The sequence below is a fragment of the Ottowia sp. genome, assembly GCF_046348305.1.
Classification (GTDB): domain Bacteria; phylum Pseudomonadota; class Gammaproteobacteria; order Burkholderiales; family Burkholderiaceae_C; genus Ottowia.
The window spans coordinates 43,184-56,424 of record NZ_JAXMEM010000007.1; the positions used below are offsets into that span (position 1 = coordinate 43,184).

11 protein-coding genes are annotated in these 13,241 nt (G+C 67.2%); 9 read left to right on the plus strand and 2 right to left on the minus strand.

What is annotated here, in order from left to right:
- Positions 1-16 precede the first annotated feature (16 nt).
- From metH to U1F38_RS09525, 5 genes are all read left to right on the plus strand, one after another.
- Positions 17-2,821, plus strand: a complete 2,805-nt coding sequence (gene metH / locus U1F38_RS09505; RefSeq protein WP_409986818.1) for a methionine synthase — start codon at positions 17-19, stop codon at positions 2,819-2,821.
- A gap of 118 nt (positions 2,822-2,939) precedes the next feature.
- On the plus strand, positions 2,940-3,437 hold the full coding sequence (locus tag U1F38_RS09510; protein ID WP_409986819.1) for a hypothetical protein: 498 nt from the start codon (positions 2,940-2,942) through the stop codon (positions 3,435-3,437).
- Positions 3,438-3,500: 63 nt separating this feature from the next.
- A complete protein-coding gene (locus U1F38_RS09515) occupies positions 3,501-5,201 on the plus strand; it encodes a GMC family oxidoreductase (protein WP_409986820.1) in 1,701 nt (566 codons plus the stop codon).
- Between the two features lie 39 nt (positions 5,202-5,240).
- On the plus strand, positions 5,241-5,486 hold the full coding sequence (locus U1F38_RS09520; RefSeq protein WP_409986821.1) for a ribbon-helix-helix protein, CopG family: 246 nt from the start codon (positions 5,241-5,243) through the stop codon (positions 5,484-5,486).
- Positions 5,487-5,497: 11 nt separating this feature from the next.
- Entirely contained in the window at positions 5,498-5,911 is a 414-nt protein-coding gene (locus U1F38_RS09525; protein WP_409986822.1) for a type II toxin-antitoxin system VapC family toxin, read from the plus strand.
- Positions 5,912-5,945: 34 nt separating this feature from the next.
- Here the strand turns inward: U1F38_RS09525 and U1F38_RS09530 are convergent, their stop codons facing one another.
- Complete coding sequence (locus U1F38_RS09530) at positions 5,946-6,899, minus strand: LysR family transcriptional regulator (protein WP_409986823.1); 954 nt, start codon at positions 6,897-6,899, stop codon at positions 5,946-5,948.
- Positions 6,900-6,986: 87 nt separating this feature from the next.
- Here U1F38_RS09530 and U1F38_RS09535 point away from each other — a divergent pair, with 87 nt between their 5' ends.
- The 3 genes from U1F38_RS09535 to U1F38_RS09545 all read left to right on the plus strand — a co-directional run bounded on the left by U1F38_RS09535 (position 6,987) and on the right by U1F38_RS09545 (position 10,434).
- Positions 6,987-7,850, plus strand: coding sequence for a class I SAM-dependent methyltransferase (locus U1F38_RS09535; RefSeq protein ID WP_409986824.1), 864 nt, complete (start codon positions 6,987-6,989; stop codon positions 7,848-7,850).
- Between the two features lie 127 nt (positions 7,851-7,977).
- Positions 7,978-9,324, plus strand: a complete 1,347-nt coding sequence (argG, locus tag U1F38_RS09540; RefSeq protein ID WP_409986825.1) for an argininosuccinate synthase — start codon at positions 7,978-7,980, stop codon at positions 9,322-9,324.
- Between the two features lie 351 nt (positions 9,325-9,675).
- Positions 9,676-10,434, plus strand: coding sequence for a sulfite exporter TauE/SafE family protein (locus U1F38_RS09545; protein WP_409986826.1), 759 nt, complete (start codon positions 9,676-9,678; stop codon positions 10,432-10,434).
- Positions 10,435-10,488: 54 nt separating this feature from the next.
- Here the strand turns inward: U1F38_RS09545 and U1F38_RS09550 are convergent, their stop codons facing one another.
- Positions 10,489-11,973, minus strand: a complete 1,485-nt coding sequence (locus U1F38_RS09550) for a DUF3592 domain-containing protein (RefSeq protein WP_409986827.1) — start codon at positions 11,971-11,973, stop codon at positions 10,489-10,491.
- 343 nt (positions 11,974-12,316) lie between these two features.
- Here U1F38_RS09550 and U1F38_RS09555 point away from each other — a divergent pair, with 343 nt between their 5' ends.
- Positions 12,317-13,144, plus strand: a complete 828-nt coding sequence (locus tag U1F38_RS09555; RefSeq protein ID WP_409986828.1) for a DUF3047 domain-containing protein — start codon at positions 12,317-12,319, stop codon at positions 13,142-13,144.
- The last annotated feature ends 97 nt before the right edge of the window (positions 13,145-13,241 follow it).

The following is a 13,241-nucleotide window of genomic DNA, read 5'->3' on the forward strand; positions in this document are numbered from 1 at the left end:
TGCCGCAGGTGAGACCATGACTTCCGCCCCCGTTGCCGTCCCCCCGATGAAGCTCTCCGGCCTGGAGCCGGTGACCATTGGCGCGGGCCATCTGTTCGTCAACATCGGGGAGCGCACCAACGTCACGGGCTCCAAGGCCTTTGCCCGCATGATCCTGGCGGGCCAGTTCGAGGACGCACTGGCGGTGGCGCGCCAGCAGGTCGAAAACGGCGCGCAGGTCATCGACGTGAACATGGACGAGGCCATGCTGGACAGCCAGGCGGCGATGGTGCGCTTCCTGAACCTGATCGGCTCCGAGCCCGACATCGCCAAGGTGCCGGTGATGGTGGACTCCAGCAAGTGGAGCGTGATCGAGGCCGGCCTGCGCTGCCTGCAGGGCAAGGGCATCGTCAACTCCATCAGCATGAAGGAGGGCGTGGAGGAGTTCAAGCGCCAGGCCAGGCTGGTGCGCCGCTATGGCGCCGCCGCCGTGGTGATGGCCTTTGACGAGCAGGGCCAGGCCGACACCTTCGAGCGCAAGACGCAGATCTGCGAGCGCGCGTATCGCATCCTGGTCGATGAAGTGGGCTTTGCGCCCGAGGACATCATTTTCGATCCCAACATCTTCGCGATTGCCACCGGCATCGAAGAGCACGCCAACTACGCGGTGGACTTCATCGAGGCCACGCGCTGGATCAAGCAGCACCTGCCGGGCGCCAAGGTGTCGGGCGGGGTCAGCAACGTCAGTTTCAGCTTTCGCGGCAACGACCCGGTGCGCGAGGCGATCCACACCGTGTTCCTGTATCACGCCATCCAGGCGGGCATGGACATGGGCATCGTCAACGCCGGCATGGTGGGCGTGTACGACGAGCTGGAACCCGCGCTGCGCGAGCGCGTGGAGGACGTGGTGCTCAACCGCCGGCCCGACGCGGCCGAGCGCCTGCTGGAGATCGCCGAGCAGGCCAAGGGCAACGCCAAGGACGACAGCCAGAAGCTGGCCTGGCGCGGCACGCCCGGGCAACCGGTGAGCGTGGAGGCGCGCCTGTCGCACGCGCTGGTGCACGGCATCACCGATTTCGTGGTCGAGGACACCGAGGAGTGCTATCAAAAAATCATCGCCGCCGGCGGGCGCCCGCTGGGCGTCATCGAAGGCCCGCTGATGGACGGCATGAACGTGGTGGGCGACCTGTTCGGCGCCGGCAAGATGTTTCTGCCCCAGGTGGTCAAGAGTGCGCGCGTGATGAAGCAGGCCGTGGCCCACCTGCTGCCCTACATCGAGGCCGAGAAGGCCGAGCTGCAGGCCGCCGGCGGCGACGTGCGCAGCAAGGGCAAGCTGGTGGTGGCCACCGTCAAGGGCGACGTCCACGACATCGGCAAGAACATCGTCACCGTGGTCCTGCAGTGCAACAACTTCGAGGTCACCAACATGGGCGTGATGGTGCCCTGCCACGAGCTGCTGGCCAAGGCCAAGGAGGTGGGCGCCGACATGGTGGGCGTGAGCGGCCTGATCACCCCCAGCCTGGAGGAGATGCAGTACGTGGCCGCCGAGATGCAGAAGGACGAGTACTTCCGCAGCCGCAACATCCCCTTGCTGATCGGCGGCGCCACCACCAGCCGCGTGCACACCGCCGTCAAGATCGCGCCGCACTACGACGGCCCCGTGGTCTATGTGCCCGACGCCTCGCGCAGCGTGGGCGTGGCACAGAACCTGCTGGGCGACGGCGCCGAAAAATTCATTGCCGACACCCGTGCCGACTACGAACACGTGCGCGATCTGCATGCCCGCAAGAAAAAGCAGCCCATGTGGCCGCTGGCCAAGGCGCGCGCCAACAAGGCCGCCATCGACTGGGCGCACTACGCGCCGCCCGTGCCCAAGTTCATCGGCGTGCGCCAGTTCAAGAACATCGACCTGGCCGAGCTGGTGCGCTTCATGGACTGGACGCCGTTCTTTCAAACCTGGGATCTGGCGGGCCACTTTCCGGCCATCCTGACGGACGAGGTGGTGGGCGCCGAGGCCACGCGCGTCTACAACGACGCGCAGGCCATGCTGAAAAACATCATCGAGCACCGCTGGCTGACGGCCAACGCCGTGATCGGCCTGTGGCCCGCCAACAGCGTGCGCGACGACGACATCGAGCTGTACGCCGACGAGTCGCGCAGCCAGGTGGTGCTGACCTGGTACGGCCTGCGCCAGCAGACCGAAAAGCAGGAAGACGCCGACGGCCACATGCGCCCCAGCCGGTGCCTGGCCGACTTCATCGCCCCGCGCTCCCTGCTCCCTCTCCCGCTTGCGGGAGAGGGCCGGGGTGAGGGTGGCGGCGCATCCATCGGCAGGGACTACCTCGGCGCCTTCGCCTGTACCGCCGGCATCGGCGCGCGCGAGAAGATCGCCGAGTTCATTGCCGCGCATGACGACTACAGCGCCATCACCTTCGAGGCCCTGGCCGACCGCCTGGCCGAGGCCTGCGCCGAATGGCTGCACCACCGCGTGCGCACCGACCTGTGGGGCTTCGTGCCCGACGAGCACTTCTCCAAGGAGGAGATGATCGACGAGAAGTACCAGGGCATCCGTCCCGCCCCCGGCTACCCCGCCTGCCCCGACCACCGCGTCAAGCAGCCGCTGTTTGCGCTGCTGGGCGCGCCCGACATCGGCATGCACATCACCGACAGCTTTGCCATGCAGCCCGGCGCCAGCGTCAGCGGCTTTTATTTCAGCCACCCGGACAGCACCTACTTCAACGTCGGCCCCATCGACGAAAGCCAGGCTGCCGACATGGCCGAGCGCAGCGGGGCGGACCTGGGCAGCGTCAAGCGGGCGCTGGCGCCCAATCTGGGGTTGTGACGGCGACGTGAAATTTGCCCGCCCGCCACGCGTTCGCTGCGGCGCGCGCGCCGCAGGCGGCGCCATGACACCCGCTTGGGGCTATATTGCCCGCTCTTGAACCCTTCCGGAGAGCCCCATGTCCCTCGCAGACCTGTTGCAACAAATCGTCGGCGGTGCCAGCCAGCCCAGCGCCAGCCAACTCGACCAGGTCACGCAAAACGCCAGCAAGGCCGACCTGCAAGGCGGCGTGAGCGCCGCGCTGCGCTCGGAGCAGACGCCCGATCTGTCGCAGATCGTCTCGCAGATGTTTGGTCAGGCCAGCCCCGAGCAGCAGGCCGCCATCCTCAACACCATCACCGAAAAGCTGGGCCCCGGCGCGCTGGCCGGCGTGGCCGGCGGCGTGCTGGCGGGCCACGAGGGCGCCGACACGCCGCAGGTTTCGGTGGCCAAGGCCGGCACGGTCACGCCCGACCAGGTGCGCGACGTGGTGGTCTCGGCGCAAAAGCAGGAGCCGGGCCTGCTCGACCGAATTGGCGGCTTCTATGCCGAGCACCCCGACCTGATCAAGACCCTGGGCGCCGGTGCGTTGGCCATTGCGCTGGCCCACATGAAGAACAACATCGGCCGCCGCTGAATCGACTGCGCCGGCGCGGTATGCCGGCGTATGCTTTGGGGGCGCCCCATCGCACCCCCATCCATGAGCGACTCCACTTTCGACCACATCATCATCGGCGCCGGCACCGCCGGCAGTCTGCTGGCCAACCGCCTCTCGCGCGACGCGGGCAAGCGCGTACTGCTGATCGAAGCCGGCGGCAAGGACGACTATCACTGGATCCACATCCCCGTCGGCTATCTGTACTGCATCGGCAACCCGCGTACCGACTGGCTCTACCAGACCGAGCCGGCAGCGGGGCTCAATGGTCGCACGCTGCGCTACCCGCGCGGCAAGGTGCTGGGCGGCAGCAGCAGCATCAACGGCATGCTGTACCTGCGCGGCCAGTCGCGCGACTATGACCAGTGGGCGGCCTTGACGGGCGAGGACGAATGGCGCTGGGAGCGCTGCCTGCCCGACTTCATGGCGCACGAGGACAACTATCGATTGGATAGCGCCCAGCGCCCATCCGGTGCCGGCCACAGCCCAATTTCGCCCGAATACGCGCGCCTGCACAGCCACGGGGGCGAGTGGCGCGTGGACCGCCAGCGCCTGCGCTGGGACGTGCTGGACGCCTTTGCCGAGGCTGCGGTGCAGGCCGGCATTCCCGCCACGGACGACTTCAACCAGGGCAACAACGAAGGCGTGGGCTACTTCCAGGTCAACCAGAAGAACGGCTGGCGCTGGAATGCGGCCAAGGCCTTTCTGCGCCCCGCTTGCCTAGGGCGCCCCAATTTCGAGTTGTGGACCAACGCCCAGGTGGCCCGACTGCACATCGAGCGCGGCGAGGCGGGTCTGCGCTGCCGCGGCGCGCAGGTGTGGACGGGCCGCGAGATGACCGACGCGCGCCTGGCGCCGGGTGGGCAACTGATCCTCTGCGCGGGCAGCATCGGCTCGCCGCAAATCCTGCAACTCTCGGGCATCGGCCCGGCTGATTTGCTGCGCCAGCACGGCATCCAGGTGCTGGCCGACCTGCCCGGCGTGGGCGCCAACCTGCAAGACCATTTGCAGATTCGCAGCGTCTACAAGGTCAAGGGCGCCAAGACGCTCAACACCCTGGCCGCCACCCCGTGGGGCAAGGTCGCCATCGGGCTCGAATACCTGCTGCGCCGCACCGGCCCCATGAGCATGGCGCCCAGCCAGCTGGGGGCCTTCACCCGCTCCTCGCCCGACCTGGCCTGGCCCAATCTCGAATACCACGTGCAGCCGCTCAGCCTGGACGCCTTTGGCGAACCCCTGCACGCCTTTCCCGCCATCACCGCCAGCGTGTGCAACCTCAACCCCACCAGCCGCGGCAGCGTGCAGATCAAGAGCGCGCGCTTTCAGGACGCGCCGGCCATCGCCCCCAACTACCTGGCCACCGAGGCGGATCAAAAAATTGCCGCCGACAGCCTGCGCGTCACGCGCCGCATCATGGCGCAGCCGGCCATGGCGCGCTTTGCGCCCCAGGAGTTCAAGCCCGGCCCCCAATACCAAAGCGACGAAGACCTGGCCCGCCTGGCCGGCGACATCGCCAGCACCATCTTTCACCCCGTGGGCACGACTAAGATGGGCCGGGCCGACGACCCGATGGCGGTGCTGGATGCGCGCTTCAACCTGCGCGACGGCACAGGCGGCTTGATCGCCGGTCTGCGCGTGGTGGACGCCGGGGCCATGCCCACCATCACCAGCGGCAACACCAACAGCCCCACGTTGATGATGGCCGAGAAGGCGGCGCGCTGGATTGCGGCTGGGCAAGGCACTTGACGCTTGTAATACGTGCCGGCAACGCGTATTATCCACGGCATGAGCACACTGACCATCAAGCTCTCTCCCGATTTGCTGGCTGCGCTCGACGCGCTGGCCGCGCGCGCGCATCAAACGCGCTCGGACGTGGTGCGTCAGGCCTTGCACGCGCTGGTGCAGCAGCAGGCGGCCGTGCCGGCCGCCTCGCTGCTTGGCGTCATGCCCGACCTGGTCGGGTGTTTTGGTGGCGGGCCGCGCGACTTGTCCAGCAATCCGGCGCACTTGGCTGATTTCGGCTCGCGCTGACCGGGCACGCCATGCATGTGCTGCTGGACACGGGCCCGTGGGTGGCTCTGCTGTGCCGAGACGACAACCACCATGTCTGGGCCCGCGCGCAGTGGGCCATGCTGAACGAGCCCGTACTCACCTGCGAGGCGGTCGCTGCCGAGACCTGTTTTCTTCTGGCGCGCCATGGCTTCGATCCGGTCGCCGCACTCAAGATGCTGGAGCGTGGCGTGGTGCGACTGGCTTTTGATTTGCAGGAGCACACGGCATCCGTTCGCGCCCTGTTCGAACGTTATGACAACGTGCCGGCATCCTTGGCTGACGCGTGCCTGCTGCGCATGAGCGAATTGCACGAACCCTGCAAGGTCTTCACGCTCGATCGCGACTTCCAGATCTACCGCCGCCACGGCCGGCGCACCGTGCCCGTGATCAGCCCATGGGCTTGATTGCAATTGGCAAGCGGCGCAGCTGTCCGCGGCGTCAGCCGGTAATGATCGGCCGCAGCGCCTGCATCTCCTCCACCATGAAGTCGAAGAACGCCGCCACGCGCGGCGTGCGACGCAGCTCGGGCGTGGTCAGCACGCGCCAGATGCGCGTCAATTCGGGGATCGGGCCCAGCACGCGCACCAACTCGGGTTCGGCGTCACCCAGCGGTGTGGGCAACGGTGCCAGGCCCAAGCCCGCCTTGGCCGAATACGCCAGGCCCAGCACGCTGTTGTTGCGCGCGACGATGTGCGCGCCAGGCGCCACCTGCTTGAGCCACAGGGCGGCACGGTGCTGGCCCAGGCTCTCGTCCAGCCCCACCCAGTCGTGCTGGCTGAAGTCCTCCGCGCGCTCGGGCCAGCCCCTGCGTGCCAGATACGCAGCGCTGGCGTAGATCGCCCACAGCGAATCGCCGATCTTGCGGCCCACCAGCGCCGCGTCTTCGGTGTCGCCCGAGCGCAGCGCCACGTCGACCTCGCCCTGGTTCAGGTCGAGGTAGCGGTCGCTCATGACGAACTCAATCTTCAGATGGGGGTAACGCGCGTGAAAGCGCTCGAGCACGCTGGAGGCCGCGAGCTTGTGGACGATGGGCTCGGGGCAGGTCACGCGCACCACGCCTCGCACGTCGCGCGCCTGCCGCTCGACTTCATGCGCCAAGGCCAGGGCGGCCTGCTCGACCCCCTCGGCCAGCGGCACCAGCTGCTCGCCCAGGGTTGTCAGGCGGGAGCCCGTGGGATGGCGCTGTACCAGCGGGCGCTTGAAGCAGCGCTCCAGCGCGAGCAGGCGGCGCTGCACCGTGGATTGGTTCACGCCCAGCGCCTTGGCTGCCGCCGTGGTGCTGCCGTGGCGCGCCACGGCCAGCAGCACCTTCAGGTCGTTCCAGTCGTACACGATCGGCTTGCTTTGCGGCGTGTGGGTGGCTGCGCAGGGGGCGCGCTCTTGCGGCCCCATTATGCGAATTCTCGGCTTGTGGCGCGTGCTGGGCATTTCTAGACTGGGTGCCAGACCACGCATGGGTGTGGTCGCACGGAGTCCGTCATGGCCATGCTTCTCATCCCCGATCCCCAAGCCTTCAAGGCCGCCCAGCGCACGCAGTGGGACCAGTCCGCCGCCAGCTGGAACGCGCACACGCCGCAGATCCGCGCCTGGCTGCGCCAGGCCACGGACGCCATGATGGAGATGGCGCGCATCGCACCGGGCATGGCGGTGCTCGATCTCGCCGCCGGCGCCGGCGACCAGACGCTGGACATCGCGCGGCGCGTGGGTCCGGCCGGCCGCGTGCTGGCCACCGACCTTTCGCCCGCCATCCTGGCGCTGGCACGGCAAAACGCCTGCCAGGCCGGCGTGGACAACGTCGAAACCCGGGTGGCCGACGGCGAGAGCCTGCCGCTGGATGCGGCCACTTTCGATGCCGCGGTGTGCCGCCTCGGCCTGATGTTCTTCCCCGATCCGCTGGCCGGCCTGCGCGAGTTGCATCGCGTGCTGCGGCCCGGCGCCGGTGCCTGCACCGTGGTCTTTTCACGGCCCGAGAACAATCCCTGCCTGGGCATTCTGATGACTACGGCGCTGGCGCACGCCGGCCTGCCCGCGCGCGACCCGTATCAGCCCGGGACGCTGATGAGCCTTGGCCGGCCCGGTCAACTGGACGAGTTGTTTCGCCAGGCCGGCTTTCGCGACGTGGCGACCACCGCGGTCGCCGCGCCGTTTTGCTTGCCATCGGTCGCGCATTACCTGGACTTCGTTCGCTCCTCGGCCAGTCCGATCCAGCAAATCCTGGCCCGGCTCGACGCGGCCGCCGCGCAGGCCGCGTGGGACGAGATGGCGGTCAAGCTGGCGCGCTTTGACACCGCCGACGGCTGGGTCGGGCCCAACGAGCTGCTGCTGACGGCGGCGCGCCGCTGAACGGGCCGCGCGCGAGGTGCGGGCATGCCGGCGTGGGTTGAATGGGCGGGCCATAAAACGTCGGACAATAGGAGGTTTATCGATCTCCAAGCCTTTGCCGCTCCGGTGCCCGGCCGGCCCTACCGACATGTCCAACACCATCCTCCAATCCCTCCCCGCCGGCCAGAAGGTCGGCATTGCGTTTTCCGGCGGCCTGGACACCAGCGCCGCCCTGCTGTGGATGCGCCAGAAGGGCGCCGTGCCCTACGCCTACACCGCCAACCTGGGCCAGCCCGACGAGGACGACTACGACGCCATCCCGCGCAAGGCCATGGCCTATGGTGCCGAAAAGGCCCGCCTGGTGGACTGCCGCGCGCAACTGGCGCACGAGGGGATCGCCGCCTTGCAATGCGGCGCCTTTCACGTGCAGACCGCCGGCGCCACCTACTTCAACACGACGCCGCTGGGCCGGGCGGTGACCGGCACCATGCTGGTCAACGCGATGAAGGATGATGACGTCAACATCTGGGGTGATGGCAGCACGTTCAAGGGCAATGACATCGAGCGCTTTTACCGTTACGGCCTGCTGGCCAACCCGGCGCTGAAGATTTACAAGCCCTGGCTGGACCAGCGCTTCATCGACGAGCTGGGTGGACGGAAGGAAATGTCCGAATTCATGCAGAAGTCGGGCTTTGACTACAAGATGTCGGCAGAAAAGGCCTATTCGACCGATTCCAACATGCTGGGTGCCACGCATGAAGCCAAAGACCTGGAGTTCTTGAACAGCGGCATCCGCATCGTCAACCCCATCATGGGCGTGGCGTTCTGGAAGAGCGAGGTCGAGGTCAAGCCCGAGGAAGTGCGCGTGCGCTTTGCCGAGGGCCAGCCGGTGGCGCTGAACGGCCGCGAGATCCAGGATCCGGTCGAGCTGCTGCTGGAGGCCAACCGCATCGGCGGGCGCCACGGCCTGGGCATGTGCGACCAGATCGAAAACCGCATCATCGAGGCCAAGAGCCGCGGCATCTACGAGGCGCCGGGCATGGCGCTGCTGCACATTGCCTACGAGCGGCTGGTCAGCGGCATTCACAATGAGGACACCATCGAGCAGTACCGCATCAACGGCCTCAAGCTCGGCCGTCTGCTGTATCAGGGGCGCTGGTTCGACCCGCAGGCCATCATGCTGCGCGAATCCGCCCAGCGCTGGGTGGCGCGTGCCGTGACGGGCGAGGTCACGCTGGAGCTGCGCCGCGGCAACGATTACAGCCTGCTCAACACCGAATCGCCCAACCTGACCTACGCGCCCGAGCGCCTGTCGATGGAAAAGGTGGAAGACGCGCCGTTTTCGCCGCTGGACCGCATCGGCCAGCTCACCATGCGCAACCTCGACATCACCGATACGCGCGGCAAGCTGGCGGTGTACGCCAAGAGCGGCTTGCTGGAACTGGGCTCGGGCTCGATGCTGCCGCAGATCGGGCACGAGACCACCAAAAATTAGAAAAAAATATTCGTTCTGCGGGGTTTTGCGCTTGCCCTGTCGAGTGCGGAGGTTTCGCGTTCGGGCAATCCCCGATGGAAATCCGGCCCAACTGCGGATAAATTCACGGCCATCGACGCTGCTGCCCTGTGCGCGGCGTCACGAGGGGCCGAGGAGACAAACCGACCGGCAACAACAGCAAAGCGACACACGGACCGCCCAAGCACCACCACAACCGAGGTCCGCATCCATTCCAGGGCGCCCCCAGCGGGCGCCTTTCTTTTTCAGGGACAATTGGGTGGATGGCGCCGATGCGCCTTGCGCAGCGCGCTATTGCTCTGATAGCGTGCTCTTCTCCCACGGCGTATTTCCATGGACTTGCTGATCGTTGCTGCGGCTTCCTTGCTGGCCGGGCTTGTGGATTCGATCGTCGGCGGCGGCGGCCTGATCCTGATTCCGGCCCTGTTCGCCACCTACCCTGCGGCCGCGCCTGCCACGCTGTTCGGCACCAACAAGAGTGCTTCGGTCTGGGGCACCACCATCGCCACCGTGCAATACGCGCGGCGCGTGCAACTGCGCTGGCCGGTGATGGGGCCGGCCGCGGCGGCGGCCTTCGTCGGCTCGTTCTTTGGCGCCTGGGTGGTCACGGTGATCGACCCCGGCTTTCTGCGCAAGCTGCTGCCGGTGATTTTGCTGGCCGTCCTGCTCTACACCCTGACCAAGAAAGACCTGGGCCGTGTGCACGCGCCGCGCCACGATGGCCGACGCGAGATGTGGCTGGCCTGCGGCATCGGCGGGGTCATCGGTTGGTACGACGGCTTTTTCGGCCCCGGCACCGGCAGCTTCTTCATCTTTTTGTTCGTGCGCCTGCTGGGCTACGACTTTCTCAACGCGTCGGCCTCGGCCAAGCTGCTGAACGTGGCCACCAACGTCTCCGCCATCGTCCTGTTTGCGGCCAAGGGCCACATCTGGTGGCAGGTGGGCGCCGTGCTGGCCGTGGCGAACGTGGTGGGCAGCCTGATCGGCACGCGCCTGGCGCTCAGGCACGGCGCGGGCTTCGTGCGCTGGGTGTTCATCGTGGTGGTGGGGGCGCTGATCCTGAAGACCGGCTACGACGCGTTCATCAAGTGACCCAATCCAGCGACAGCACAGCGAGTTGACCGCCACGTTTGCTGCCGCGCAGGATCACCAAAGGCCGGCTTGGTAGCCGGCAAAGGCGATGGCCGCCAAGCCAAAGGTCGTGATCCCGGCGGCGATCAGTTTGGAGCCCGGCGCGATGAAAGCCTCGCCCGGGTTCGCCGGGTTGTAACGCACGGCAACGGCCCGGCCCTTGGGATAGGCGGCCGCCCTGGCTTCGGCCGATGCGCGGTTGCCGGCCCACTTCTCGCCACCCAAGGCCAGTTGTTGCCCAAGGTAGCGGTGGCCACCCACCGTGTAAGCGTATTCGACATGCGGCTCGTACATCGTGACCTGGTTCGACCGACCGCTGTTGGTCGTTGGCATCAAGGCGCCACGCTGGCGCACGCCGCTGAAGGTGATTTCGCCAGCCGCCTGCGGCCACGCCGCCGCGCGCCGCGCGCGGATCGATGCCACAAGCACGATGAGCAGCGCCCCAAACCCCATGAAGCCGGCCAGCGCTGCCAAGCGCGGCTCGCGCGCGTTGGCCAGCCAGTGCGGGTGGGTCTCGACCCAGCCGCCCAGCCCGCGCACGGCGGCGGCCAAGGCAGTGGCCAACACCAGCAAACCGAGCGCCAGCTTGCCGACTTCGCTGGCCACGCCTTCGGGAGCTGCGCGTTCGAGTACCGTGTCGGCCGTGTTATGCGGGTTGACGTATACCGTTACGGCCCGACCCATCGGATAGCGATCAATCGTTCGTGTCGCATTGGCACCGCCGCTGTCGGCCGGGTCAAAACCAATACGGCTGCCGCGCAGCATGCGGCCCTCCCATTCGAATTCATAGCTTATGCGGGGCAACTGGTCATACAGGGGATTGTCGATGTCGGATGCGGAGGCCGAGGCTCCCAACTCGGAGTGCACGATCCGGCCGGGCACCGCGCGCCACGCCGCCGCCCGCTGCAAGGCCCGTCTCTTGCCCAAGTAGCCCAGCAGGAACAGCAATTCGAGCGCCGCGGTCACGATCGCGACGACGCGCCCGAAATCGGTATCAAAGGGCCAAGGCAAAAAGCGCAGCGAACGCGTCAGTCCATCCAGGTGAAACAGGGCGTAGCCCACCGCCAACAGCACGCCCATCACCGCCAGCAGGGCCATCGGCGAGATTTCGCCCGGTGCCAGTGAAAGTGCCTTCCCCTGCCGGTCCAGCCGCCACTGTTCCAGCGCCGCCGTGGTCAGATCGCCCACGTTGCCGGCACCGGAAGTTGGCGCGCGCCAAGCGATGGCGTCGCGCCAGCGCTCGTCTTCCTGCAGGTAGGCGGTCAGCACGGCCTCGGCGTCGTCGGCGCGCAGCGGCTCCAGGCCATCGTAGAACTGCTGCCCGACGCGGGCGGTAAGGCTGAAATGTTCGCCCGAGCGCGCGAAGGCCTGCAGGAAGTCGCCGCCGGGTTGCTCCAGCGTTACCGACCAGTCGCTCGACGCGGGTCGGTCGCCGAGCGCGCGCCGGATGGCACTGGCATTGACCCGTGTGACCGCGTGTCCATTGACATCGAGCTGCATGGCTTTGCCTCCTGCCCGGCACTGCGGGTGGCCGGGCTCGACCGGAGGTGAAATCTAGCAGCGCGCTGATTCGATCGCAAGAATTTTCATGCGTTGACGGCGATGGAATATCGTGGAATATCGGGGTTCGGAATATCGAGATCAGATGAACATTTCCGCTGCCCGGGTTCGTGCGTCGCTGCGCGGACGAGACCGAACGCGACCAAGGTCGACGGCTCCAGGCGGTGGTCGGCGGTTTGCTGCCGATCAAGCGCGGCATCGGCTCGGAGGCTTGACCGTATGATGGCCATTCAATTGCGCTGCCGGGCGCCGCTTGGCGAATCGTTGGGTCAATGGAGGACGCATGACGCTGGATTGGCTGTTCCGCACAAGTCCTGCGAATTCAGTGAGAGGGGCGAGGCTGGTGGGATCCGGCGTGGGGCCGATCGGGGCGCGCCTGATGCTTGTGGGCCTGGCGGCTGCGCTGGGCGTCGTGGCAAACGCACGCGCCGGCGACGCGACCGTCGGGCCGGCGCCGTTCTCGTCGGCCAGGCCGGGGCCTGCGCCCGCCGGTTGGCAGTTCGTGACGCTGCCGAACAAGCCCGACAAGACCTCGTACTCGATCGTCGACCTCGAGGGCAAGTCGGTGCTGAAGGTCGCCTCCGAGCACGCCTACGGCAACCTCGCCCATGTGCTGGACGCGCCGCTGGTGCGTGGCACGCGCCTCGAATGGCAGTGGCGGGTCGACAAGCTCAACGAGAAGGCTGACATCACTGTGAAGTCCGGCGAAGACTCGTCGGCCAAGTTGTGCCTGTCGTTCGCGCTGCCATCGGACAAGCTGTCGTTCGGTGAGCGCACCAAGCTGAGCCTGGCGCGGATGGCGCTCGGCACCGACGTGCCCACCGAGACGCTGTGCTATCTGTGGGACGACAAGCTGCCGAAGGGCACAGAGATGGTCAACGTGTTCACGAAGCGGATTCGTCAGATCGTGCTGCGCAGCCGCGGCGACCCACTCGGCCAGTGGCAGACCGAACGCCGCGATGTCGCCGCCGACTATCTGCGCCTGTTCGGCCAGGAGTCCGGTGGCGAACTGCCGCCGATCTCGGAGCTGATCGTGTCGGCGGATTCGGACAACACCGGCGATTCGAGTCTCGCGTATTTCGGCGACATCAAGCTGACCGAGCCGCCGTGAACCACGGTCACCCTCGATGGCTGCGCCGCTGATCAAACGCAGGCGCCGAGGCCCGGAGTGGGTGCGCGGCAGGCCAGTCGCGGTCGATGGCGGCTGT

What these genes read in the sequence shown, in the direction of transcription:
- U1F38_RS09525 (WP_409986822.1), top strand. Translation starts at nt 5,498, where the DNA reads ATGCATGTGCTGCTGGACACGGGCCCGTGGGTGGCTCTGCTGTGCCGA.
- U1F38_RS09510 (WP_409986819.1), top strand. Translation starts at nt 2,940, where the DNA reads ATGTCCCTCGCAGACCTGTTGCAACAAATCGTCGGCGGTGCCAGCCAG.
- metH (WP_409986818.1), top strand. Translation starts at nt 17, where the DNA reads ATGACTTCCGCCCCCGTTGCCGTCCCCCCGATGAAGCTCTCCGGCCTG.
- U1F38_RS09545 (WP_409986826.1), top strand. Translation starts at nt 9,676, where the DNA reads ATGGACTTGCTGATCGTTGCTGCGGCTTCCTTGCTGGCCGGGCTTGTG.
- U1F38_RS09555 (WP_409986828.1), top strand. Translation starts at nt 12,317, where the DNA reads ATGACGCTGGATTGGCTGTTCCGCACAAGTCCTGCGAATTCAGTGAGA.
- argG (WP_409986825.1), top strand. Translation starts at nt 7,978, where the DNA reads ATGTCCAACACCATCCTCCAATCCCTCCCCGCCGGCCAGAAGGTCGGC.
- U1F38_RS09515 (WP_409986820.1), top strand. Translation starts at nt 3,501, where the DNA reads ATGAGCGACTCCACTTTCGACCACATCATCATCGGCGCCGGCACCGCC.
- U1F38_RS09550 (WP_409986827.1), bottom strand. Translation starts at nt 11,973, where the DNA reads ATGCAGCTCGATGTCAATGGACACGCGGTCACACGGGTCAATGCCAGT.
- U1F38_RS09535 (WP_409986824.1), top strand. Translation starts at nt 6,987, where the DNA reads ATGGCCATGCTTCTCATCCCCGATCCCCAAGCCTTCAAGGCCGCCCAG.
- U1F38_RS09520 (WP_409986821.1), top strand. Translation starts at nt 5,241, where the DNA reads ATGAGCACACTGACCATCAAGCTCTCTCCCGATTTGCTGGCTGCGCTC.
- U1F38_RS09530 (WP_409986823.1), bottom strand. Translation starts at nt 6,899, where the DNA reads ATGGGGCCGCAAGAGCGCGCCCCCTGCGCAGCCACCCACACGCCGCAA.